Source organism: Arthrobacter sp. BB-1 (assembly GCF_006151685.1).
Taxonomy (GTDB): Bacteria; Actinomycetota; Actinomycetes; order Actinomycetales; family Micrococcaceae; genus Arthrobacter.
The window spans coordinates 36,483-58,781 of sequence record NZ_VDEV01000010.1 but is presented as its reverse complement, the minus strand read 5'-3'; the positions used below and the strand labels follow the sequence as shown (position 1 = coordinate 58,781).

The window sequence follows — 22,299 nt, the reverse complement described above, 5'->3', positions numbered from 1 at the left end:
GCCCGGCTCCACTGCCCGTGCGGCAGCCGGCCACCGGCACCCCCCGGGCAGAGGTATTCCGCTCCCGCCCGCAAAGTGCTGTAGTGGAAATGCCGTCACAGGCGCCCAACGCTCGAGGAAGAGGCCACCATGCGGGAACTGCTTATCGTTTTTCAGGAGGGGTTCGACGAAGCCAACATCACTGTGACGGTCAACGGCAAACAGGCGCGGCGGGACCTAGGGGTGTCCACCAACCCGCTCCTGGGCATTGCAAACGAGGTGTCCGTGGAGCTGCCTGCAAAGGGAGCGCAGGTGGGCGTGGAGGTGACCAATCGGGGGCTGAAGGCGATCACGAAGGTGAGCGGCAAGCCTAAAAGCGTGCTGGTTTGGATCGAGGACGGCAAGCTGGTGATGAAGGAAGGAACCGGCCGGGAGGCCGTGCTTTAACGGCACGCGCTTGCCGGGAAATCGGCCCTAGCGAAAGTCCATTCGCTGGAGTAGCATCTGATCACCGCCGGCATCCCTGAGGAGTCCGGCGGGCCAGATTAACAGTGTGAGCCGGAGGTCGTCGGATGGCCCCTGGCGCCAGCTGCCGGGACAGCACACCGCGCAGCCAGCGACGGCGGCACCCAGAGCCGGGTGCCGCCGTCGTCGTTAAACCCCGTCCTAGTTCTGGTAGGCGGGGTAGTCCGTGTAACCCTCCGCGCCGGCGGCGTAGAACGTAGACGGGTCCGGCTCGTTCAGCGGGAGGCTTTCCTTCCAGCGGCGGGCAAGGTCCGGGTTGGCAATGGCAGGACGGCCCACCACCACAGCGTCGGCATGGCCGTCCGCCACCAGGGACGCGGCCTCATCACGGGTGGTGACCACGCCGAATCCGGTGTTCACCAGGAAGGTTCCGCCGAAGCGGGCACGGAGATCCTGGACCAGTTCCCCTGCCGGCTCGTGGTGCAGGATGCTCAGGTATGCAAGGTTGAGCGGGGCGATGCTGTCCACGAGCACCTCGTACGTCGCACGGACGTCGGCGGCATCAGTTTCAGCGATTCCCTGCACGTTGTGCTCCGGGGAGATGCGGATGCCGACGCGGTTGGCGCCAATGGCGGCCACCACTGCGTTCACGGTTTCGATGACGAACCTGGCACGGTTCTCCGGCGAGCCGCCGTAGCTGTCGGTGCGGACGTTGGAGTTGGGGGCCAGGAATTCGTGCAGCAGGTATCCGTTGGCCGAGTGCAGTTCCACGCCGTCGAAACCGGCCTCGATGGCGTTGAGCGAGGCATTCACGAATTCCTGGATCACCATGGGCAGCTCATCCGTGGTCAGCGCATGCGGCACCGGGTAGGGCTGCTTGCCGAGCGGGGTGCGGACCTCGCCCTCGATGGCGACGGCGCTGGGAGCCACCGGTACAAGGCCGCCGGTGATGTCCGGGTGCGAGACGCGTCCGCCGTGCATGACCTGGGCGAACATGCGGCCGCCTTCAGCGTGGACGGCGTCAGTGACGTTCTTCCAGCCGGCCACCTGTTCCTCGGTGACGATGCCGGGCTGGCCGGCGTAGGACCGGCCGGCAGGGGCGGGATAGGTTCCTTCGCTGACAATGAGCCCGAGGGACGCCCGCTGGCGGTAATGCTCGACGACGAGCGGACCGGGGACGCCTTCCTCACCTGCGCGGAGCCGCGTCAGAGGCGCCATGACCAGGCGGTTGGGGAGTTCAAGTTCGCCGAGGGTGAGGGGGGAAAACAGCATGCGCAGTTCCTTTCGAAGGCTGAAGACTACTGTCCTTGCCAACTTGGAAGCACCGGCGGCTATTCCGGCTGCGATGCGAATCACAGCAGGTTCGCCGGGCGCCGTGGCTCTTATTGAGCCCCTACCGCTGGCCGCCCGGACAGCCCTGGCCCTGGGGATTGGCGTTGCAGTCATCGGCGTAGTTCCTGGTGAGCGAGCGCCACACGCTGATGGTCTGGGGTGGAGCGCTGAACTGGCCCTGGCCCGGTATCGGCAGGGCCGGACCGGCGTTGACAGAGTACGTTCCCTGGAAGGCCGTGGTCAGCACCACCTGGAAGTCGCCCGTGGCTCCGTAGGCATGGCTCGTCCGGGTCTTCTCGCCCCAGCGGTCCTGCGGCAGCGGCCCGCCCATTGACGGCTGGGGACCGAAGACGGTCCCATCCCCGTAGTTCCAGGTGTACTGGACCGGCGTGGCAATGATGTGCACCTGCTGCCCGAACATGGTGACGTCAAACTGCTGTTCAGCCGCCTCCGCGTAGAAGTTGGTCTCGGCACCCCTCAACGTGTGCGGACTTGGTTGGGCCACCACTGTTCCGGCGTTGACCGGAAGGCTCTGGAATTGCCGCTGGATGTCAGCGGCGATCTGTTCCAACGCATCTACCGGCTTCTCGTCATAGATGCAGGTTGGGCCAGCGAAAAAGGAGTAGACATCGAGTGCCTTCAACGACCTATACCAATTTACAGTGCGCCCATTTTCACCGTCGGCGCATTGAACATCCGGCCCGCTGCAATTGGAGCCGTCTAGTGTCGGATCGGCCCGACAGACATACTTGAAGCGGTATTTGAAGGGGTCGTTAGGAACACCAATCGGTATCGTCGTCCAACCCTTGCTCGCCGGATCTTGGTACCACCCGGAGGCTGCTGCACCGTTGCCCTCCCATCCCGTCCCGATGGAAGGTGAACCTGCCGTGTTGGCCCAGGCTCCCGCAGTTGGAAACCAAAAAAGCAAGAAGACCGCTACCGCTACTTCAAGGCTGCGATCGCGGACGTCTCCGCGCCTCATCACTGCACCAGGTGCTCTACCGTTTTGGCCTTCCAGCCCCCATCAGCAAATTCTGCGACGACGATGTCGCCTACAGCCGGCTTGCGAGGTACCGACCCCTTGATAGTGCCGTCTGGCAAGTGATAATCAACGGTGTCTTGGTACACCTGAACGACTGCTTGATATTCTCTTGGGCCGGTTTCAACGAAGTCACTGTGGACGCCTTCCACAACCATTCTTCCGCCTGCCAACCAGCGGCCCTCTGCATGCCAATCGGTGACTTCTGCCCTTACCTTCGCGCAGCTCCCGCAAGAGGGGCCTGATATCGCCTCCAAAGGCCTCATATCCCCGGTTTCGTAGGCGTAGCTGAGGGTTGAATACCAATACCTCGCGAAAGCCTCAAGCCCCTCCTTCGTCTCCGTCTTTGCAACCTCAGGCAGCACGGGGACCGGAACGTTCTGGGCAGGGCCGGATGCGTCGGCTGGCTTGTAGACGGCGGTCGGCGTTGGAGTCGGGGAAGGGCTGGGACTGGGGCTGGGGCTGGCCGACTCTGTACCCGCAGGAGTTGCCGTGCCGGGATCTGCGGGAGCGCCACCAGCGCAACCGGCAAGCAATAGCCCCGCTGCAACAAGGAAGGCGGCGGCACTGGGCCGGGCCCGCCAAGACGTAGGGACGTTCTGTGATGTCATGGGCCGCTAATCCCCCAGTAGTTTCAAGACGGCTTGCTCCGGACAATGACTTAAGGGTAGCCCAGGTCACAATTCAGCGATCAAACTTATCCACAGCTACCCCGGCACGGTTTTACCATCACCAAGGGTCACGGAAAAAGTCATAAGGAAAGCCGGCACAAAAGCACCGGCTTTCCTTATGACAGATATGTCGAGCGGTTACTTCTGCGGCGGCAGCACCAACTCCCCTGTCTTGTCCGTGGACAAGGCGAGCGACGAAACATACTGCGGGCCGCCGTCGGGAGCGTCCTTCGCGGAACGGACCATGTCCGGCCGCTCGAACTCAATGCCGGTCACGTGGCACAGGAGCTTGGCGTCGCTCGGGTTCCCATCGGCGTCGAACATGGGCAGGTCAATGCCGTCGTCCGTGCGGCGGAGGTAGTACCGCCCGCGGGTGGCCAGGGCCAGCACCGGCGGAAGAACCAGCGCCAGGCCCACCGCGAAGATGGGCGAGAACGGCTGGATCGCGGCCCCGAAGGCTCCAAAGAACACGGCAATCGAGATCCCCGCGGAAACGAGCATCGAGACGAACCCCACCGGGTTCACCGCATACAGCATGCCGCGGCGAAACTCCGGAACCTTGGGCGAGATCTTCAGCAGGTACTTGTTGATGGCGATGTCGGACGCCACCGTGACAACCCAGGCCATGGCGCAGTTGGCGTAGAAGCCGAGGATGGTGTTGAGGAAGTCGAACATGTTGGCTTCCATCAGGACCAGGGCAATGGCCAGGTTGACCACCACGAAGACCATGCGGCCGGGGTAGGTCTTGGTGATGCGGGTGAAGGAGTTGGTCCATGCCAGCGAGCCGGAGTAGGCGTTGGTGACATTGATCTTGATCTGCGAGATGACCACCAGCACCACGGCAAGCGTCATGGCCAGCCAGGCGGGCATCATCTCCCGGTAGACGCCCAGGAACTGGTGCACCGGCTCGTTGGCGGTGGCGGAGGCAGCCGGATCCAAAGTAGCGATCAGGTAGATGGCAATGAACAGCCCGACGATCTGCTTGATGGCGCCAAAGATCACCCAGCCGGGCCCGGCGAGGATCACTGCCCGCCACCACGCACCCCTATTGGCCTCCGTGCGGGGCGGCATGAAGCGCAGGTAGTCGATCTGCTCGGCAATCTGCGCCATCAGGGACAGGCACACGCCGGCAGCCAGCATCACTGACGCAAGGTTGGGCCCGCCGTCGCCAGATTCCCCGGTGAAGGCGAAGAAAGTGCCGATGCTCTCCGGGTGCGAAACCAGCAGGTAGCCCACCGGAACCACCATCAGGAGCAGCCACAGCGGGGTGGTCCACACCTGCAGCTTGGCCAGGGTGTTCATCCCGTAGATCACCAGCGGAATGATGATCACGGTGGATGCGGCGTACCCCAGCCACTGCGGAATCCCCAGGCCCACTTCCAGGCCCTGGGCCATGATGGAGCCTTCAAGGGCGAAGAAGATGAACGTGAATGTCGCGAAGATGACGTTGGTGACCACGGACCCGTAGTAGCCGAAGCCGGAGCCGCGGGTGATGAGGTCCAGGTCGATGTTGTACCGGGCCGCGTAATAGGCCAACGGGAAGCCTGTGGCGAAGATGATCACCGCCGCCACCAGGATGCCGAAAATGGCGTTGACGGTGCCGTACGCGATGCCGATGTTCGCGCCGATGGAGAAGTCCGCCAGGTAGGCAATGCCGCCCAGGGCACTGGTGGCCACCACGCCGGCGCTCCACTTCCGGTAGGAGCGCGGCGCGAACCGCAGGGTGTAGTCCTCGAGGCTTTCCTTGGTGGCGCTCAGCGCCGCAGCGTTGCCCGCCGTCGCTGCCGGAGCGCTTCCGACGACGGCGGCGCCGGACGGTGCCGGCGGTTCCAGCAGTTGCGTTGTCTCTTTGTCGTTGCTCATGATGTGCGTCGCTTTCCTTGCTGAAGGGGTCTAACGCGACGCTATCCAGCAAGATCGACGGGCCGGTCACCAGGTTGTTTCCGCGGCGTTAAGCATTTGACTACCCGTGTAAACAAACCCGGAAGCCCTGCATTGTTGCCGGGCCACAAAAACGGCGGGCAAGGACAGAATTACGGTCAGAAGGAGACCTAATCCAACCCGAAGGACTGAAATGATGACGCACCCGCTTCATGTGGAACACCCCATCCTCGAGACCGCCCGGCAGCAGGTCCTGGAGGGCGGAGTCGGCCTCTCGGAGCTGCAGCTGGTGGAGGTCCTCCGGCTTCCCGACGACGCAGTTCCGGCCGCCCTGGAGCTTGCCCACCAGGTCCGCCTCAAGCACTGCGGAGAGGCCGTGGAGGTGGAAGGCATCATCTCCATCAAGACCGGCGGCTGCCCTGAGGACTGCCACTTCTGCAGCCAGTCCGGGCTGTTCGACTCCCCGGTCCGCGGCGTCTGGCTGGACATCCCGGAACTGGTCAAGGCAGCCAAGGAAACCGCGGCGACCGGGGCCACCGAGTTCTGCATCGTGGCCGCAGTCCGCGGGCCGGACATCAAGCTCATGAACCAGATCAAGTTCGCCATCAGCCGCATCAACGAGGAGGTGGACATCAACATCGCCTGCTCCCTGGGCATGCTCACCCGGCACCAGGTGGACCAGCTGGCCGGCTGGGGCGTCCACCGTTACAACCACAACCTCGAGACTGCCCGCAGTTACTTCCCCCAGGTGGTCAGCACCCACACCTACGAGGAACGGCTGGACACCTGCAACATGGTCAAGGAGGCCGGAATGGAGCTGTGCTGCGGCGCCCTGATCGGCATGGGCGAATCCCTGGAGCAGCGGGCCGAACTCGCAGCCCAGCTGGCGGCGCTGGAACCCCACGAGGTCCCGCTGAACTTCCTCAATCCCCGCCCGGGAACACCGCTGGAGAACCAGCAGATCATGGACGGCAAGGACGCCCTCCGAGCCATCGCAGCCTTCCGGCTGGCCATGCCCCGCACGGTCCTGCGCTACGCCGGCGGCCGGGAGCTCACCCTGGGCGACCTGGGCACCCGCGAGGGACTCCTCGGCGGCATCAACGCCGTCATCGTCGGCAACTACCTGACAACCCTCGGCCGCCCCGCAACCGCCGACCTCAACCTCCTGGTGGACCTCAACATGCCCATCACGGAACTCCAGAAGACCCTATGAGCAACCCCGCACAGGGTCCAGCCGCCGCCCTGTTCTGCGCCCTCTGCGGCGAGGCCCTGAGAAAGGAAACGTCCGACGGCGGCAGCACCGCGCCGTCGTACGTTCACCAAGGCGGCGCCCGCCACCAGGGGTGCACCGTGCGGCTGCAACTGGAACCACCGCGCTACTGCCCGGAATGCGGACGCCGCCTGAAAGTGCAGGTCTCACCCCTTGCCTGGCGGGCAACCTGCTCACGGCACGGAACGGCCACCCCGTCACAGGAAGCAAATTCATCAAACCTCTGGAATATTTCTACATAACGTAGAAGAATGGCTGCATGATGTTTGAACATGCAGATGGACAACCCGTACTGGAACTCAATGACGAGCAGTCCTGGCGCCTGTTGGAGGGCACCAAGCACGGACGGCTCGTGGTGTCGGTCGCCGGTGAACCTGACATCTTCCCGGTCAACTACGTCACGTCCGCCCGGAAGCTCTATCTGAGGACGGCGCCGGGCAACAAGCTTGCCCAGCTCACCATCAACTCCGCTGTCCTCTTCGAAACGGACGGCATCCTCTCCGAGGAGGCCTGGTCCGTGGTGCTGCGCGGGAAGGCACGCGTGATCAGCAACTCCGCGGAACTGGCCGCCGTGGAGGAACTGGGCCTGAAAACCTGGGTCCCCACCCTGAAGGACTTCTACGTGGAAATCGAACCCACGTCCGTCAGCGGCCGGCACTTCCAGTTCGGCGAACAGCCCGAGCGGGAAATCTAGGAGCTCCTGGACGGAGTGCATGGCGGACTGAGGGCACTGGCGGACTGAGGGCATGGCGGACTGAGGGCATGGCGGACAAGCTCACCCCTGAACAGCGCAGCTGGAACATGTCCCGGATCCGGGGCAAGAACACCAAGCCCGAGCTGCTGGTGCGCAGGCTTCTCCATGCCAAGGGCTACCGGTACCGGCTGCACGGCCGCTCTGGCAGCACCCGCCTGCCCGGCAACCCGGACCTGGTCTTCGCCGGACGCCGCAAAGTCATCTTCATCAACGGCTGCTTCTGGCACTTCCATGACTGCCGGGTGGGGCAGCATGCGCCGAAGGCCAACGCCGAATTCTGGGCTGCCAAACGCACACGGACCCGAGACCGGGACGCCAGCCAGCGCCGGCTGCTGGAGGATGCCGGCTGGGACGTCCTGACGGTGTGGGAGTGCGAGCTCAAGGACAGCTCGGCCCTGGAAGCCGAGCTGGTGCAGTTCCTGGAAACCCGCCGCTGACCCCACGGGGTGTTCAGCGCCGCTTTGGGCTTTGGGCCCCCCCGGAGGCCGCCCCGGAGGACTGGAATGGTTCCCCCGGCGCAGGCATCCAGTCCCATCAAGAAACCCACAATTCTCGCCGGGAAACCTTCTCCACCAAAGCAACAGACCTAACCTGAAGTGACATCCATGCCCCACATAAATGCCCCCTCCAGGAATGGACCGCACCCACCGAAAGGACCGCCATGAGCGCCGCCGATGATGCCCCCCGGCCCCTGGTGGACCAATCCGTCCTGGACCGGCTCCGGGAAGAACTCGAGGAGGACGAGGGGTACTGCAGGGTCTTCGTGGGGAACTTCATCGAGTACTTGCCGCAACGGATCGGGCGGCTCCGCCTCGCGCTGACCACTGGAGACTTGGAAGGTTCAGTGGACGCGGTCCTGAGCCTGAAGACCTCCAGCCAGATGGTGGGTGCGGAGCGGCTGGCCGGCCTGGCCATGGAACTGGAAGTGGAAATCCGCACCGAGGCCCGCAAGGCTGACGTGGCCGTCCTCCTGCCCCAGTTGGCCGTGGCCTTCCTGAGGCCCATCAACCACTGCAGCGGGCAAACGACGCACCGCCTGCAGGCTCAGTTCGCTTCCGGCGCCAGCCGGTAGCCCACTCCCCGGACTGTCTGCAGCCAGCGTGGCTTCTGGGGCGAGTCGCCCAGCTTCTTGCGCAGGTTGCCCATGTGCACCTCGACGGACCGTTCGTCCGCCTCGCTGATGTAACTGCCGACGTCGTAATCCTCGTCCCGCAGCCGCCGCACCAGGTCCGATTTGGTCCGCACTGTCCGTCCCGCTTCCAGCAACGCGTGCAGGAGTTCAAACTCCGTGCGGGTCAGGTTCATTTCCTTGCCGTCAACAACCACGGTCCTGGACGAGTAGCTCAGCTCCAGCCCGTTGTGGCTGAAGTTCCCGCGCTCGGGGTGGGCTCCCCCGTCCGTTGTGCTGTCCGTGGACAGGGCGTCGGCAGGATCCGCGACGGAACGGGGACGGCGCATCATCGCGGCGATGCGGGCGCGCAATTCCCGGGGCCGGAAGGGTTTGGTGAGGTAGTCGTCCGCCCCGGACTCCAGCCCGATCAGGGTGTCCAGTTCCTCGGTGCGGGCCGTGAGCATCACGATGTAGGCATCGGAGAACTCGCGGATCTGGCGGGAAACCTCGAATCCGTCAATGTCCGGCAACCCAAGATCCAGGGTGATCACGTCCGGGCTGAGGGTCTTGGCGATCAGGACGCCTTCCGCCCCGCTGCTGGCAACGCTCACCTCGAAACCGGCCTGTGACAGGACGGTGCGTACCAGTTCCCGGATGTCGTGGTCATCCTCGATGACCAGTCCCACTCGTGCATCACTCATAGCGCCCCCTCAGCAGCCAACGTCAGAAGTATAGCTGGCTGCCGATATCCTGCTGGTATGGCTCCACACACCCCGCTCCCGTACGTATGCGCGCCATGAGCCACCCAGTGGCGTGGGCCTCGGGTAAGTTGAGGTTTTTCCGGCGGCCTTTCCACGAGTACAGCCTGACCCAGCGGGTGGGGCTGAGCCAGATGCCGCTGTTTGTCACCACGCTGTTGACGGTGTTCCTGGTGTGGGCCTTCTTCCCCGGCACCATGGACAATCCGCTCTTTGTTGCCTTCGTGATCTCCCAGCTCGCCATCATGGGCCTTTGCTACGTGGTTCCCTGGGAGCGGCTGCCCTACACGAGCTTCCTGGTCATTCCGCTGCTGGACTTCGTCTCCATCGGCGTCGGCCGGCAGGGCGGGCAGGAAGGACTCGCGGGCATCAGCCTGCTGGCAGTATTCCCCGTGATCTGGCTGTGCGCGTCCGGATATCACCCCAGGGCGGCGTTGTGGCTGTCCTTCCTGGGGCCGCTGGCCATCATCTGGGTTCCGCTGCTGCTGAAGGGGAACTTTACGCCGCAGGACCTGGCGCGTTCCTTGCTTCTTCCGGTGATTGTGCTCGGAATCGGGGTGTCCGTGAGCGTCCTGACCCTCAGCATGATGCGGCAGCAGCGCGAACTTGAGGAAAAAGACGCCCAGCTGCAGGCCAACCTCCGGACCAGCCAGCGGCAGGAAGCACTGTTGAACACCGTCCTGGACACGGTCCACCTTGGCGTCCTTGCGGTGGACGCCGGAGGGCACGACGTCCTGATGAACCGCAAGCAGCGCGGCAACCACGAGCTGGCCCGGCCCCGGGACATCGCAGATCCGAATGAGTCCCAGCTGCTGGTATTCGGGCCGGACCGGAAGACGCCGGTCCCGGTGGAGGAGCGGCCTGTACGCCGCGCCGTCCTGGGTGAGACTTTCACGGACTACCTGGTGTGGCTGGGTTCCGGCAGCGGCCAGCGCGCGTTCGTGACCACCGCCCGGGCCATGAAGGACGACGACGGCGTGTTCGTGGGCTCGGTGATCGCGTTCAGCGACGTGACGGACCTGGTGAACGCCCTGGCGGCCAAGGACGACTTTGTCTCCAGCGTGTCCCATGAGTTCCGGACGCCGCTGACCTCCATCCTGGGCTACGTGGAGATCCTGCTCGACGACGGGCTGGAGCAGCAGCAGCGGCAGATGCTCGAGATTATCCGGCGGAACTCCGAGCGGCTCCTGACCCTTGTCTCGGACCTGCTGTCCAGCCGCAACGGGCAGCTGATCGTCACGCCGGAGGCCGTGGACGTCGCCGAGCTGGTGCGGTCCAGCGTTTCCTCGGCCATACCCCGGGCGGCAGCGGCGGGCGTGGAACTCGAAGCGCGGACCCCGGACAGGCTGGAAGCGCACGTTGACGGTGCGAGGATCTCCCAGGTCCTGGACAACCTGGTGTCCAACGCCATCAAGTACTCCCCGGACGGCGGCAGCGTGCTGGTCTCCCTGGCGCAGGAGAACGGGCACCTGGCCTGCCGGATCACCGACACCGGCATGGGCATGAGCCCCGAGGACGCGTCCGAGGTTTTCGCCAAGTTCTTCCGCTCCAGCAGTGTCCGCCGGACGGGCATCCCCGGCGTCGGCCTGGGCCTGCCGATCAGCAAGGCGATCGTCGAAGCCCACGGCGGAACCATCGGGGTGGACAGCACCCTCGGCGAGGGGACCACCTTCACATTCCGGGTTCCGGTCTAGGGCGCAGGCCTCCGGCCTTCGACAAAAAGGACCAGCAACGGTTGACCTGATGCCCCGGGTATCTCGAGGGAAGGTCTAGGCCGTCCCGGCGGGGTCAGCGAGAAGCTGGGCAAATGCCAGCTCGGCGGCGCCGACCAATAGCAATTCGGACCCGAGAACCGCCCTTTTAATCTTGACGTCCGCTCCGAGTCCCCCGATCGTCTCCCGGGCCACGGCCGAGGTAAGGCGCTCGGGGTCCAGGGAGAAGATCGAGCCCAGAAACCCGCCGAGCACGATCATTTCGGGGTTGAAAATGTTGACAAAATTCGTCAGTGCCACCGCAAGGAGGTCGATCTGCCGTTCAACTTCCTTTTGCAGCTCCCGGGACGGAGGCTCGGCAATGGCACGCTCCAGCTCGTCCTGATCCGCCCGGGCAAGGCCGAGCGGGGCGAGCAGCCGTTCGAGGCGGACTTCGGCATCCAAACACCCGGACCTTCCGCAATGGCACTTTTCCCCATTGGTTCGCACCAGAGTGTGTCCAAGCTCGCCGGCAAAACCTGCAGAACCCCGCAAAGTCCTGGCTCCGGACATGACGCCACCGCCGATGCCGCTGGCGCTTCCGTTCAGATACACAACGTCCGAGATGCCTACGGCCGCCCCGTAAATACTTTCGGCGAGCGAACCCAGAGTGGCATCGTTCCCGGCACGCACCGGACGGGCCAGGGCTTGCTCAAGAAAGGCCGCCAAGGGCTCATCGGCCCACTGGAGGTGCGGTGCCACTAGTATCTGCCCGTCGGACGATCTGACGAGTCCGGGAACAGCAAGCCCAACGCCTGTAACCCGATCCATGGCGTCCAGGTCGGCCTGCATTCCTTCTACAATCGCCCGGCTAATGTTCACTGTTTCCGTTACGGAAGGCTGTGTGGCTGCCTCATACCGAATCCTGCGATGAACGTGACCGCCGAGGCCGACAAGCCCGACGGTCACGGCATCTACATCTGGATTAATGGCTAAGGCCGCGACCTTTTCGTTGGGATGAACGAGGGGGCTTGGCCGTCCGACACGCCCTATGGCAGGCGGTTCTGTTTCGTAGGCAAGTCCGAGGTCCCCGAGCTCGGCCACGAGGGCGCCTATAGTTGAGCGGTTCAACCCCGTCCGCTTCGTCAGGTCGGCACGCGACAGCGGTCCTCCCCTGTGGAGCAGGCCCAAAATCAACGACAAGTTGGTGCGCCGGATCGTGTCCGTGCTATGGAGCGGCGCCGCCTTGGTTCTTCGCGTACCGTCCAGCTTCCTCAGCTGTGAAGCCGTCAACACTATGCCTCTCGAAATCCGTTGTAGTCGCTCATCTCCCCGGAACGGCGCTTGTTGAAACCGGTGACGGTTCCTCTTCCGACCTGGACCGCCGCACCGCCGATGAATACCGCTGCGATGGCATCCAGCTCATAGTTCTGCCCGGCAAAGGCGACAGCACCGCCCGCCCGGGCCGTGCTGACAACACGTGCCAGTGCCGCCCAGAATCCTGCGGATTTTCGCGGTTCTCATTATTACAGCCTATGCGCTGGTACGGATAAGCACGGGCTGACAAGTAGTGACCCAGCGCCCCGCAGCGGGTGGACGTCCGATCGTGAGCGCAACTCCCCAGTCGAACGGTGCCACACCACGCGGCGTCGGTCCGCCGTCGGTCGGAGGAATCGAGGAAGGGCGTGACATTCAGGAAGTATTTGTTGACAGGCGCAACTTATTCTGGCTAACTATGGGTCGGTGGGAGGAGAAAGCTAATCCGCCCGCCACGCCCCTCGTACAAAGGAGTATTTATGCGCACAACTCGTCCCCTACTCGCGAGCGTCCTGGCGCTGGCCTCTGTGGTGATCGTCCCGAGCACGGCCTTCGCTGCTCCGGCTCCGCCGTCAGACCCAAAGGCGTCAGAGCACTCTTCCGTCATCAGTGAGAACAGCCTGCGCGCCCTCGCGGACGAAGCCGGCATCAAGATCGGTGTCGCCGTGAATGCCGATCTGCTGGAACAAAACGGCAAGTACCGCAACATCGTCAACACCCAGTACTCCAGCGTCACCGCCGAAAATGTGATGAAGTGGGAGGCGCTGAACCCGGCTCCCGGCGTTTACGACTGGGCCGCGGCGGAGGCGCTGATCGCCAACGCCGAGGCGAACGGCCAGGTGGTACGGGGGCACACGCTCGTGTGGCACAACCAGCTGCCCACCTGGCTCACAACGGGGGATTATAGCGCCGAAGAGCTGCGCGTGATCTTGGAGAACCACGTCCGGACAGTCGCCGGGCACTTCGCGGGCGACATCCAGCAGTGGGACGTCGTCAACGAGATCTTCAACGACGACGCCGAGGGTAGCTTCCGCGAGACCGTTTGGTACCAGGCATACGAGGAACTCGGCCTGCCGGGCGAGCAGTACGTCGCCGACGTATTCCGCTGGGCGCACGAGGCCGACCCGAATGCGCTGCTCTTCTACAACGATTACAACCTGGAGTTCACCGGCCCCAAGAGCAACGCTGCGTATGCCTTCGTGCAGGAACTGCTCGCGGACGGTGTGCCGACTCACGGTGTCGGTTTCCAGGGGCACCTGGACACGCAGTACGGCTACCCTGACCTGCGCAACAACCTGCAGCGATTCGCCGACCTGGGTCTGGAGGTCGCGTTGACTGAGGTCGATATCCGGACCTACGTCGCCCAGAAGCCGAACGGCACCTACACCAACACCCCGGTGGACCCTGCCGAGGCCGACCAGCAGGTTGACTGGTGGGCACAGACCCTTGAGGACTGTCTCGCCGTTGAGGCGTGCAACTCATACACGGTATGGGGCGTGTCCGACGCGAATTCCTGGATCCCGGGCTGGTTCACCGGCCAGGGCGCAGGCCTGCTGTACGACATGCACAACAACCCGAAGCCACAGTACGAGGCGCTGCGCGAAGTTCTGCGCGACGCAGCCTGACCAACACCCGATTCCTGCTCCGGCGGCGTCACGTCGTCGGGACACACGAGGGGCACGTCCTTTTGGACGTGCCCCTCGTGCCGGATAGGCATGGCCTTCCTTGCCCCACACCGAAGCGCCATGAGCGTCCCCACCCGCACCCTAACCTGGCAAGCTCAGCCCGGGAACCCTGCGGGCGTGGGCCCAGCCTGCCGGACAACCTCGCCCCAGGACTGGCGGGCCAGTTCCCGGACGGACGCGAGGATTTCCGACGGCGGCCTGGACAGGTCCAGCGGAAATTCCACGATGTCGATATCCGTGTTGAGGATGCGGCGGAGCTTCATCTCCCCCGCCCCGGCGTAGACCAACCAGGCGGTGGGCACTGCCAGTGCGGTGCAGTGGGCCAGCATCTGGTAGTGGTCCGCCGTCAGGGAGGCGCCGGAATCTGAAGCAGCGGTGTACTTGGCGTTGTACACCACTACCGGCCGCCCCCCGAGCAGGTGTACGGCGTCCGGGCGCACCGACAGCCTGTCGGCGTCATGCACCGCCTCGCTCAGGAGTGCATTGAACCGGAGCCGGAGCTCGCCCGGGTAGGCGGCCATTGCCTCCCGCAGCGCCGTGCCCACGAAATCCTCGAACACTTGGGACATGTCCACCACGAAGGAGGCGGTCTGCTGCATGCCTTCGCCGGCTTCCGCGGAGGCGTTGCGCAGGATCAGCTCCGCCAGGCGCAGCACGGCGTGGTAGCGGACGTTCATCCTGGTGGCTTTCCACCGGGGCAGCGGCGCTCCGGCCGGGAGGCGCGTGACGGCGTCGAGCTTTCCCTTGAGCTGGCGCAGCCTGCTCAGCACCTCGGGGCGGACGCGCGGCACCTGGCCCATCCGCTCCAGCGCGGCGCGCAGGATCCGGTTCTCGGCAATGTCCTCGGTGAACTCGTCATAGGACACCTCAAGGGGCACCAGCATGCCGGGACGCCGGGAGATCTGGTCCGAAATCCGGATCCGGCCCTTGACCGTCCGGAGCGATTCGTCCACCGTGAGATAGCCCTGCAGCACGCCGCGGCCCAGGGCCCGCTCGGCCAGCTGCGCCAGCGACTCCGCCAGCGCGCTCCACAGCTCCCGGTCCTCCACGGCGGAGACCGAGTCGGGGCGGAAGCCCTGCTCTCCGGCGTAGCTGAGCAGGAACAGGAGCCTGCTCAGCCCCAGCCTGTCCTTGGGACGCACATCCAGCTGCACCGTGGGTGTGCGCACCGAACCCACCTTGCCTACCGGCTCGATCCGGTACAGCCCAAGGCCCATGGGTGATGCCTTGGCCAGGCCGCTGGAATTCAGGAAGGAAGCGCTGGCCGGGTCCAGCCGCTCCACGATGCCGCGGGACAGTTCGTCCAGCACCAGGTGCCGGACGGACGCGCCGGGGTCAGCGGCCCGCAAGGCGTCCCAGCAGCTGGTCCAGCCCGAAACGCTCCTCAAGCTGCGCGCGGGTCAACTGGCCGTGGTAGTGCTCCTCCAGCAGCGGCATGAGCTCGTACTTCCAGATCCGGCGCAGGCCGGCCAGCGTCTGGGCAGCGGGCTTCATGAAGTAGGAGGGGCCGATCATCAGGTCCCGGTCCCACTCGTCAATCGCACTGTTCAGGGCGTCCAGCAGCAGTGCGGGTGTGATGTCCAGCTGGCGCGAGTGGAGGAACCGCAGCAGGGAGCCCTTCACGGGTTCGGTCTGCGGGTGCAGCTCGATGAAGGAGAACCGGCGCCGGATGGCTGCATCCATCATGGCGATGGAGCGGTCCGCGGTGTTCATGGTGCCGATGATGTACAGGTTGTCCGGCAGCGTGAACGGCTCGTTCGGGCTGTACTGCAGGTAGATTCGGTCGTCCCGGTATTCCAGCAGGAAGTACAGTTCACCGAACACCTTGGCCAGGTTGGCGCGGTTCATCTCATCGATGATCAGGAAGTACGGCTTCTTCTCGTTGCCGGGCTTCGCCGCTTCCTCCGCGAGCCGGCGCAGCGGCCCCGCCACCAGCTTGAAGGACACCTGGCCTTCGTCCGTCTTGTCCGGCCGGTATCCCTCGAAGAAGTCCTCATACGCGTACGAGGGATGGAACTGGACCAGTTTGACGCGCTCGTCCGTGGTGTCGTCCGCCAGCTCGGCGGCCAGGTGCTTGGCCAAGTAGGTCTTGCCGGTGCCCGGCGGCCCATACAAGACCAGCTGCCGGTTCTCCTCCAGCAGTTCGGCGATCTCCTGGAGCGGCTCAAGCTCCATGTGCAGCGAGTCGGCGAACTCGCGGGTCAGCGGGCGGAAGCCCTCCTGGACGGGAGGTGCGACGGCGGCCGCTTCAGCGTCGCCGTCGGGCTCCGTTTCCGCTTCTGCGGGCAGCAGGGCCTGCAGCGCCTGCACCACTTTGGTCACGTCCACAACGATTCCGGGCGTGGCCAGCTGGCGCTGGACGTGCCGGGGCAGGCTGGTGGTGGCGTGCCCTTCGTCGAACCAGCGGACCTTGCGGCGCAGCCGCCGGTTGTCGTCGTTGTGTTCGGGCTCCCCCAGCACCACACCCAGCCGCACCGCGCCCGCGTGCTGGTACAGCACCAGGTCCCCCGGCTTCATCACCGTCAGGAAGGCAAAGACCGCCGTCTTGGTGTCCTCGCGCTCCACATAGCCGAGGTGTTTGTAGTCCTCGTCCACGGCGTGCTGGACCAGCCCTGCGGTAACGCCGGGGTCCAGCAGGCGGAGATGTTCGACGTCGAGGGTCACCTTCTCCTCGCCCTGCCAGGCGGTGAGCAGCTCGGTGTTGTCGCTGTGCGTGCGCAGCAGCCACGCCCGCCGGCCGGGGTCGCCCACCTTGCGCCACTGGCTGACAAGCTGGCGGGAGTACCAGTCGATGCGCTGGCCGGCCTGCTCGTCCAGGTGCAGGCGGATGCGGTGGATGTCAGCGGTGACGTCCTCTTCGGCATCCCCCTTCGCGCCGCCCACCAGCGAGGCGAAGGCGTCCCGGATCTCCTGCCGCTCCACGTCCGCCACCACGGGCTCGAAGTAGCTGGGGCAGGTGAGGAACTCGATGCTGCGGCGGATGGCGGGCTGGTCGTCCGGTGTGGCGGAAGCCAGGCGGTGGAACTCCAGCGGGTCCTGGAGGGCGGCGGCGATGGCCGCCGTGGGCTGCTGGTCCACGTGCTGGACAAAGCGGCACAGCCATTTGAGGTGGTCCCAGATGGTCCAGTTGAACTCGGCGGTGCGGTCCCTGATGACGCCGTGGTCCGTCATGCCCTCGTAGAGCTCGTCGGGCAGCTCCAGAGGAGGCTCCAGCCATGAAGCAGCCTCGGCCACGCGGGCACGCTTGACCTTCAGTGACTTCACCTCATGGGCCAGCGGGAGGGACTGCAGGAACAGCAGTTCTACGGCCAGCTGCTTCGCCTCCCGGGAGGCGCCCTCCAGGTTATGCCGGAGGTTGGTCATCATGGGGGCTTTCGGGTCCGGCGTCCCGCGTTCCAGGCGCTCCAGGAGCTCAGCCGCCGCGTCCGCCGTCCACGTCAGCGTCCGGCCATCCAGGGCAGACGGCTTTCCCAGAAGCCCCGGGCCCAATACGAACCACGCTGCATCCTCAATCTCCTTTGAAATGCCGAGGGCGCGGGTCATGGCAGCAGTGGAGGCGGGGGTCATGAATTCAAATTTACAGGGTCAAGCTGGACGGGCGCTCAACAGACTGTGAACGGCCGGCTCGGCTTGGCCCCCTACATGGCGGTGACGGGCTTCTTCCGGCCGAAAATGAAGTAGCCCATGGGGCCGATGAAGTTGATGAAGGACGCCGCACGCCAAGCCGCCTTGGGACCGTTGATCATTGCGGCCGGGCGCTTGGAGATGTCCCGCTGCGCTGCTACCAGCAGTGACATCTGCACGATGCCCACCACAATGGTGCCTGCCTTGGCTGACGGAGACATTTCCTTCCAGGTCTTTTTCTTGGCCATGTTCGCTGCTCCTTGGTTGGGCTTTCAGTTTCCGATGCAGGCGCCCGCTGCGCAATGGGTGGCAGTGCCCCCGCACTGCGGCTCAGGCCGTGAACGGTGCCAGCCGTTCCTTCTGTTCCCGGGTAAGCCGCTGCACCCGGCCCGTGGCTTCGTCCACGAACGCCAGGTGGCTGCTTGCCTTCACGCAGTCCTCCCGGGTGACCGGATCCTGAACCAGATAGTGGATGTCGAAGCTGGCCCCCTTCACTGCCCCGATCCACACCAGGACCACGGCCGGCACGTTGCGGTATTCGAGGGTCCTGACGTACCGGATCTTGTGGTCTACCACCAGCGCCATGGTGCCCTCCGGGACGTCGTTGAAGAGGGAAACGTGCGGTTCGATCCCGGGCAGCCCGGCGCCCCGGGGCGGGCCGAAGGCTGCGATCCGGGCTTCCTCCAGCATCCGGACAATCTGGACGTTGTTGATGTGCCCGTACGCGTCCATGTCGCCCCAGCGCATGGGAACCAGGACCTCGATCCGCCGGCCGCCGTCGGTGCCTGGCTGCGCTGGGGTGTCCTGCTGCGCCTGCGTGCGCTGCGCCGGGCTTTCGTGCTGGGCGGGTGCCTCCTGCGTGCTCAACTGTGCACCGCCGTCGAATCATCCAACGGGACTTCCTCTGCGTCCGCTCCGGCGAACTGGGACATGTACAGGCGGTAGTATGCGCCCTGCGCGGCGAGGAGGGCCTTGTGGTTGCCCTGTTCCACGATCTTTCCGTTTTCCATGACCAGGATGGTATCGGCATCGCGGATGGTGGAAAGTCGGTGTGCAATGACGAAGCTGGTGCGGTCCGTGCGCAGGGCTGCCATGGCCTTTTGCACCAGAAGTTCGGTGCGGGTATCAACGGAGCTCGTGGCCTCGTCCAGGATCAGCAGCGAGGGGTTCGCCACGAATGCGCGGGCAATGGTGATCAGCTGCTTTTCACCGGCGCTGACGTTGTTGCCTTCCTCGTCGATCACGGTGTTGTAGCCGTCCGGCAGGGCGCGCACAAAGCGGTCCACGAATGTGGCCTTTGCCGCCGCCATCACCTGTTCCTCGGTGGCGTCCAGGTTGCCGTAGCGGATGTTGTCGTAGATGGAACCGCCGAACAGCCAGGCATCCTGCAGCACCATGCCCACCTTTGACCGGAGCTCGGAGCGGCTGAGGTGGGTGATGTCCACACCGTCCAGCATGATGGAGCCGGCATTGAGCTCGTAGAACCGCATCACCAGGTTCACCAGGGTTGTCTTTCCGGCCCCGGTGGGCCCCACGATGGCCACGGTGTTTCCCGGTTCCGCCGTGAAGGACAGGTTCTCGATGAGCGCCTTGTCCTCCGTGTAACTGAAGGTAACGTTCTTGAAGTCCACATGGCCGTCGGTCCTGGCCGGCAGGTGCTCCGTGGCGGTTTCCGTGTCCTGCTCGTCGGCATCCAGGAACTCGAAGGCCCGCTCAGCGGACGCCACCCCGGACTGCAGCATGTTGGCCATCCCGGCCATCTGGCCCAGCGGCTGCGTGAACTCCCGGGAGTACTGGATGAACGCGGTGGCATCACCCAGGGACATGGACCCCGAAGCAACCCGCAGGCCGCCCACCACAGCGATGCCCACATAGCTGAGGTATGAAACGAACTGCATCACGGGGAAGATCATGCCGGACACGAACTGGGCCCCGAAGCTGGCCTTGTACAGGGCCTCGTTGCGTTCCTCGAACCGTTCCAGCATGTCCGCGTCCCGGCCGAAGACCCGGACAAGGTCGTGGCCCGAGAATGATTCCTCGATCTGGCCGTTGAGGGAACCGGTGTTCTTCCACTGCGCTGCGAAGAGCTTCTGGCTGCGCACCCCGATCATGCCCGCTGCGACGCCGGAAAGCGGAAGCGCAACCAGGGCGATCAGGGCCAGCTGCCAGGACACGATGAACATCATGATCACGATGCCCACCACCGTCAGCAGCGAGTTGATCAGCTGGGCGAAGGCCTGCTGGAGCGCCTGCTGGATGTTGTCGACGTCGTTCGTCACCCGGGAGAGCACGTCGCCGCGCTGGCGGGTGTCGAAATAGTTCAGCGGAAGCCGGTTCAGCTTCTTTTCCGTATCATCGCGTAGCCGCCTGATCACCTTCATCACGATGCGATTGAGCACATAGCCCTGAAGCCAGAGGAAGATGTTGGCCACGAAGTACATCAGCAGGACCACCGCGATGAGCGTGGTGAGCTTATCGAAGTCGATGCCGGCACCGGGCACCAGTTCCATCCGGGACACCATGTCCGCGAAGTTGCCCTGGCCCTGCTGGCGCAGCCCGTCCACAAACTGTTCCTTGCTGACGCCCGCCGGAAGCTGCTTGCCCACCACGCCGGCGAAAATCACGTCCATGGCCTGGCCCAGGATCTTGGGGGCGATGACATTCAGGACCACGGCGACCACCACCATGCCCACCACGACGTAGATCCCCAGGGCTTCGGGCTTCAGCAGCCCCATCAGCCGCTTGGCGGACGGCCAGAAGTGCTGGGCTTTCTTGGCGGGGATCCCGCCGAACATGTCCCCGTCGGCTTCGGAGGGTGTGTACTCCTCCTCGACGAAATCGTCGTCCTCGACCGGCGCGTCTCCCGCGCCCAGCTTGGCCTGGGCTGCGGCTGTTTCGCTGGTGTCCGTGGAGTCCTGCTTGGGGGCGTTCATGCCATTTCCTCCACGCTCAGCTGGGATTCAACGATTTCCTGGTAGGTGGGCGAGGTTTCCAGGAGTTCCTGGTGGGTTCCGCGGTCCACGATCCGTCCGTTGTCCAGCACCAGGATCTGGTCCGCCTCAGTGATGGTGGATATCCGCTGGGCCACGATGATCACGGTGGCGTCCGCCGTAATGCCCTTCAACGCGGCGCGGAGCCGGGCGTCCGTGGCCACGTCCAGGGCCGAAAAGGAGTCGTCGAACAGGTACACCCGGGGCCTGGTGACGAGGGCCCTGGCGATGCACAGGCGCTGGCGCTGGCCGCCGGAAACGTTGGTGCCGCCCTGGGCGATGCGCGAGCCCAGCCCGTTCTTCTTGGCCCGGACAAATTCCTCACCCTGCGCCACCTGCAGGGCCTCCCACAGCTCCTGGTCCGTGGCTTCCGTCTTCCCGAACCGCAGGTTGTGCCCGATGGTGCCGGAAAACAGGTAGGGCCGCTGGGGCACCAGGGCAACGCGTTTGGTGATGTCGGCACGGTCCATCCGGCTCACGGGGACACCGTCCAGCAGCACTTCCCCTTCCACGGGGTCGTAAAGCCGCGGCAGGAGGGACAGGAGGGAGGTTTTGCCCGCACCGGTGGAGCCGATAATGGCGATGGTCTGCCCGGGACGCGCCGTGAAGCTGATGTCGCTCAGCACGGGCGATTCAGCGCCCGGGTAGGCGAAGGTGACGTTCCGGTATTCAACGACGCCGCGCAGGGCGGCCGGCGCCTCCGGACGCTCCGGATCGTGGATGGAGGGTTCGACGTCGAGCACTTCACCGATGCGGTCCGCGCACACCGAGGCGCGCGGAATCATCATGGCCATGAAGGTGCCCATCATGACGGCCACCAGGATCTGGAGCAGGTACTGCAGGAAGGCGGTGAGGGCGCCCACCTGCATGTCGCCCGAGTCCACGCGCTGCCCGCCGAACCACAGTACGGCGGCGGTGGACAGGTGCAGGATCATGCTGATGGCCGGGAACATCAGGACAAAGAGTGCGCCGATCTTCAGCGACACATCCGTCAGTTCTTTGTTGGCCTCACCGAAGCGCTCCGTTTCATGGGGTTCGCGCACAAAGGCCCGGACAACCCTGATGCCAATGATCTGTTCCCGCAGCACGGCGTTGATGCGGTCGATCTTCTTCTGCATGGACCGGAACAGCGGCATGAGCCGGACCACCAGGTACCCCACCACCACTGTCAGGAGGGGCACCGAAACCCACACCAGCCAGGACAGGTTGAGGTCCTCGCGCAGCGCCATGATGATGCCGCCCACGCACATGATAGGCGTGGCCACCATGAAGTTCAGTCCCATCAGGACAAGCATCTGGACCTGCTGGACATCGTTGGTGCCGCGGGTGATGAGCGTGGGGGCGCCAAAGGCGTTCACGTCCTTGGCCGAGAAGCTGGTGACCTTGCGGAACACACCGCGCCGCAGGTCGCGGCCCATGGCCATGGCGGTCTTGGACCCGAAGTAGACACCGGCAATGGCGGTGCCCACCTGGACGAAGGCCACCAGCAGCATCACGGCGCCCGTGCGCCAGATGAAGTCCGTGTCCCCGCGGGAAACCCCTTCGTCGATGATCTGGGCGTTAAGGCTGGGCAGGTACAGCGCCGCCATGGTGGATGCCAGCTGAAGAACAATGACGGCCACTATGTACGGCTTGTACGGCCTGGAAAACTGCCGTATCAGGGTCAGGAGCATGCCCGCGGGTCCTTAGGATGGGTTCGACGATGGGTTCGTAAAAGCACGAGGCTTAAGTA

Annotated in this window: 19 protein-coding genes and 1 pseudogene; 7 read left to right on the top strand and 13 right to left on the bottom strand. The window is 64.7% G+C overall.

The features are described from left to right. Nucleotides 1-129: 129 nt before the first annotated feature. The gene (locus tag FHJ30_RS05055) at nucleotides 130-426 is read left to right on the top strand and encodes a hypothetical protein (RefSeq protein WP_139028213.1); all 297 of its coding nucleotides are present in this window, start codon (nucleotides 130-132) and stop codon (nucleotides 424-426) included. Between the two features lie 219 nt (nucleotides 427-645). Here FHJ30_RS05055 and FHJ30_RS05050 read toward each other — a convergent pair whose 3' ends face one another. From FHJ30_RS05050 to FHJ30_RS05035, 4 genes are all read right to left on the bottom strand, one after another. Continuing rightward, complete coding sequence (locus FHJ30_RS05050) at nucleotides 646-1,716, bottom strand: alkene reductase (RefSeq protein WP_139028212.1); 1,071 nt, start codon at nucleotides 1,714-1,716, stop codon at nucleotides 646-648. A 121-nt stretch (nucleotides 1,717-1,837) separates the two neighbouring features. Next, nucleotides 1,838-2,419 (bottom strand): hypothetical protein, encoded by a 582-nt coding sequence (locus tag FHJ30_RS05045; RefSeq protein ID WP_240793591.1) that lies wholly within the window; start codon nucleotides 2,417-2,419, stop codon nucleotides 1,838-1,840. A 338-nt stretch (nucleotides 2,420-2,757) separates the two neighbouring features. After that, nucleotides 2,758-3,426: a DUF6318 family protein gene (locus tag FHJ30_RS21845; protein WP_257223512.1), complete on the bottom strand. Its 669-nt coding sequence runs from the start codon at nucleotides 3,424-3,426 to the stop codon at nucleotides 2,758-2,760. A 198-nt stretch (nucleotides 3,427-3,624) separates the two neighbouring features. Then, nucleotides 3,625-5,349 carry a cytosine permease gene (locus FHJ30_RS05035; protein ID WP_139028210.1) on the bottom strand — a complete coding sequence of 575 codons (1,725 nt, stop codon included), beginning with the start codon at nucleotides 5,347-5,349 and terminating at the stop codon, nucleotides 3,625-3,627. Nucleotides 5,350-5,563: 214 nt separating this feature from the next. Here FHJ30_RS05035 and bioB point away from each other — a divergent pair, with 214 nt between their 5' ends. The 4 genes from bioB (at nucleotide 5,564) to FHJ30_RS05010 (ending at nucleotide 8,463) form a co-directional block, all read left to right on the top strand. Next, complete coding sequence (bioB, locus tag FHJ30_RS05030; RefSeq protein ID WP_139028209.1) at nucleotides 5,564-6,580, top strand: biotin synthase BioB; 1,017 nt, start codon at nucleotides 5,564-5,566, stop codon at nucleotides 6,578-6,580. Between the two features lie 316 nt (nucleotides 6,581-6,896). Then, nucleotides 6,897-7,331: a pyridoxamine 5'-phosphate oxidase family protein gene (locus FHJ30_RS05020; RefSeq protein WP_139028207.1), complete on the top strand. Its 435-nt coding sequence runs from the start codon at nucleotides 6,897-6,899 to the stop codon at nucleotides 7,329-7,331. 68 nt (nucleotides 7,332-7,399) lie between these two features. Further along, nucleotides 7,400-7,828, top strand: a complete 429-nt coding sequence (locus FHJ30_RS05015; RefSeq protein WP_139028206.1) for a very short patch repair endonuclease — start codon at nucleotides 7,400-7,402, stop codon at nucleotides 7,826-7,828. A 224-nt stretch (nucleotides 7,829-8,052) separates the two neighbouring features. Further along, on the top strand, nucleotides 8,053-8,463 hold the full coding sequence (locus tag FHJ30_RS05010; protein WP_139028205.1) for an Hpt domain-containing protein: 411 nt from the start codon (nucleotides 8,053-8,055) through the stop codon (nucleotides 8,461-8,463). Here FHJ30_RS05010 and FHJ30_RS05005 read toward each other — a convergent pair. Beyond that, nucleotides 8,436-9,203 (bottom strand): response regulator transcription factor, encoded by a 768-nt coding sequence (locus FHJ30_RS05005; protein ID WP_171058925.1) that lies wholly within the window; start codon nucleotides 9,201-9,203, stop codon nucleotides 8,436-8,438. The genes FHJ30_RS05010 and FHJ30_RS05005 overlap by 28 nt on opposite strands. Before the next feature lie 95 nt (nucleotides 9,204-9,298). Between FHJ30_RS05005 and FHJ30_RS05000 the strand changes: the two genes are divergently transcribed. Then, entirely contained in the window at nucleotides 9,299-10,954 is a 1,656-nt protein-coding gene (locus tag FHJ30_RS05000; RefSeq protein ID WP_139028204.1) for a cell wall metabolism sensor histidine kinase WalK, read from the top strand. Nucleotides 10,955-11,029: 75 nt separating this feature from the next. On the opposite strand, the gene FHJ30_RS04995 is transcribed toward FHJ30_RS05000, so the two are convergent. Beyond that, entirely contained in the window at nucleotides 11,030-12,055 is a 1,026-nt protein-coding gene (locus FHJ30_RS04995; RefSeq protein WP_240793590.1) for an ROK family protein, read from the bottom strand. A gap of 248 nt (nucleotides 12,056-12,303) precedes the next feature. Continuing rightward, nucleotides 12,304-12,453, bottom strand: a pseudogene (locus FHJ30_RS21610) (sugar ABC transporter permease); the annotation flags it as partial. Between the two features lie 294 nt (nucleotides 12,454-12,747). Here FHJ30_RS21610 and FHJ30_RS04985 point away from each other — a divergent pair. After that, on the top strand, nucleotides 12,748-13,893 hold the full coding sequence (locus FHJ30_RS04985) for an endo-1,4-beta-xylanase (protein ID WP_139028203.1): 1,146 nt from the start codon (nucleotides 12,748-12,750) through the stop codon (nucleotides 13,891-13,893). Between the two features lie 155 nt (nucleotides 13,894-14,048). Here the strand turns inward: FHJ30_RS04985 and FHJ30_RS04980 are convergent, their stop codons facing one another. From FHJ30_RS04980 to FHJ30_RS04955, 6 genes are all read right to left on the bottom strand, one after another. Continuing rightward, a complete protein-coding gene (locus FHJ30_RS04980; protein WP_171058933.1) occupies nucleotides 14,049-15,302 on the bottom strand; it encodes a 5-methylcytosine restriction system specificity protein McrC in 1,254 nt (417 codons plus the stop codon). Next, complete coding sequence (locus FHJ30_RS04975) at nucleotides 15,289-17,520, bottom strand: McrB family protein (protein ID WP_139028202.1); 2,232 nt, start codon at nucleotides 17,518-17,520, stop codon at nucleotides 15,289-15,291. Before FHJ30_RS04975 ends, FHJ30_RS04980 begins: the two co-directional genes overlap by 14 nt. Nucleotides 17,521-17,591: 71 nt before the next feature. Then, a complete protein-coding gene (locus FHJ30_RS04970; protein WP_139028201.1) occupies nucleotides 17,592-17,825 on the bottom strand; it encodes a PLDc N-terminal domain-containing protein in 234 nt (77 codons plus the stop codon). 82 nt (nucleotides 17,826-17,907) lie between these two features. Beyond that, nucleotides 17,908-18,324 (bottom strand): thioesterase family protein, encoded by a 417-nt coding sequence (locus tag FHJ30_RS04965; RefSeq protein ID WP_139028299.1) that lies wholly within the window; start codon nucleotides 18,322-18,324, stop codon nucleotides 17,908-17,910. Nucleotides 18,325-18,440: 116 nt separating this feature from the next. Further along, nucleotides 18,441-20,510: an ABC transporter ATP-binding protein gene (locus tag FHJ30_RS04960; RefSeq protein WP_139028200.1), complete on the bottom strand. Its 2,070-nt coding sequence runs from the start codon at nucleotides 20,508-20,510 to the stop codon at nucleotides 18,441-18,443. Further along, nucleotides 20,507-22,240 carry an ABC transporter ATP-binding protein gene (locus FHJ30_RS04955; RefSeq protein ID WP_139028199.1) on the bottom strand — a complete coding sequence of 578 codons (1,734 nt, stop codon included), beginning with the start codon at nucleotides 22,238-22,240 and terminating at the stop codon, nucleotides 20,507-20,509. The genes FHJ30_RS04960 and FHJ30_RS04955 overlap by 4 nt, the downstream gene beginning before the upstream one ends. Nucleotides 22,241-22,299 lie beyond the last annotated feature (59 nt).

Excerpts from the sequence above, each read along its gene's own strand:
- FHJ30_RS05055 (WP_139028213.1), top strand. The coding sequence starts at position 130 with ATGCGGGAACTGCTTATCGTTTTTCAGGAGGGGTTCGACGAAGCCAAC.
- FHJ30_RS05050 (WP_139028212.1), bottom strand. The coding sequence starts at position 1,716 with ATGCTGTTTTCCCCCCTCACCCTCGGCGAACTTGAACTCCCCAACCGC.
- FHJ30_RS21845 (WP_257223512.1), bottom strand. The coding sequence starts at position 3,426 with ATGACATCACAGAACGTCCCTACGTCTTGGCGGGCCCGGCCCAGTGCC.
- FHJ30_RS05035 (WP_139028210.1), bottom strand. The coding sequence starts at position 5,349 with ATGAGCAACGACAAAGAGACAACGCAACTGCTGGAACCGCCGGCACCG.
- bioB (WP_139028209.1), top strand. The coding sequence starts at position 5,564 with ATGACGCACCCGCTTCATGTGGAACACCCCATCCTCGAGACCGCCCGG.
- FHJ30_RS05020 (WP_139028207.1), top strand. The coding sequence starts at position 6,897 with ATGATGTTTGAACATGCAGATGGACAACCCGTACTGGAACTCAATGAC.
- FHJ30_RS05015 (WP_139028206.1), top strand. The coding sequence starts at position 7,400 with ATGGCGGACAAGCTCACCCCTGAACAGCGCAGCTGGAACATGTCCCGG.
- FHJ30_RS05010 (WP_139028205.1), top strand. The coding sequence starts at position 8,053 with ATGAGCGCCGCCGATGATGCCCCCCGGCCCCTGGTGGACCAATCCGTC.
- FHJ30_RS05005 (WP_171058925.1), bottom strand. The coding sequence starts at position 9,203 with ATGAGTGATGCACGAGTGGGACTGGTCATCGAGGATGACCACGACATC.
- FHJ30_RS05000 (WP_139028204.1), top strand. The coding sequence starts at position 9,299 with ATGAGCCACCCAGTGGCGTGGGCCTCGGGTAAGTTGAGGTTTTTCCGG.
- FHJ30_RS04985 (WP_139028203.1), top strand. The coding sequence starts at position 12,748 with ATGCGCACAACTCGTCCCCTACTCGCGAGCGTCCTGGCGCTGGCCTCT.
- FHJ30_RS04975 (WP_139028202.1), bottom strand. The coding sequence starts at position 17,520 with ATGACCCCCGCCTCCACTGCTGCCATGACCCGCGCCCTCGGCATTTCA.
- FHJ30_RS04970 (WP_139028201.1), bottom strand. The coding sequence starts at position 17,825 with ATGGCCAAGAAAAAGACCTGGAAGGAAATGTCTCCGTCAGCCAAGGCA.
- FHJ30_RS04965 (WP_139028299.1), bottom strand. The coding sequence starts at position 18,324 with ATGCGCTGGGGCGACATGGACGCGTACGGGCACATCAACAACGTCCAG.
- FHJ30_RS04960 (WP_139028200.1), bottom strand. The coding sequence starts at position 20,510 with ATGAACGCCCCCAAGCAGGACTCCACGGACACCAGCGAAACAGCCGCA.
- FHJ30_RS04955 (WP_139028199.1), bottom strand. The coding sequence starts at position 22,240 with ATGCTCCTGACCCTGATACGGCAGTTTTCCAGGCCGTACAAGCCGTAC.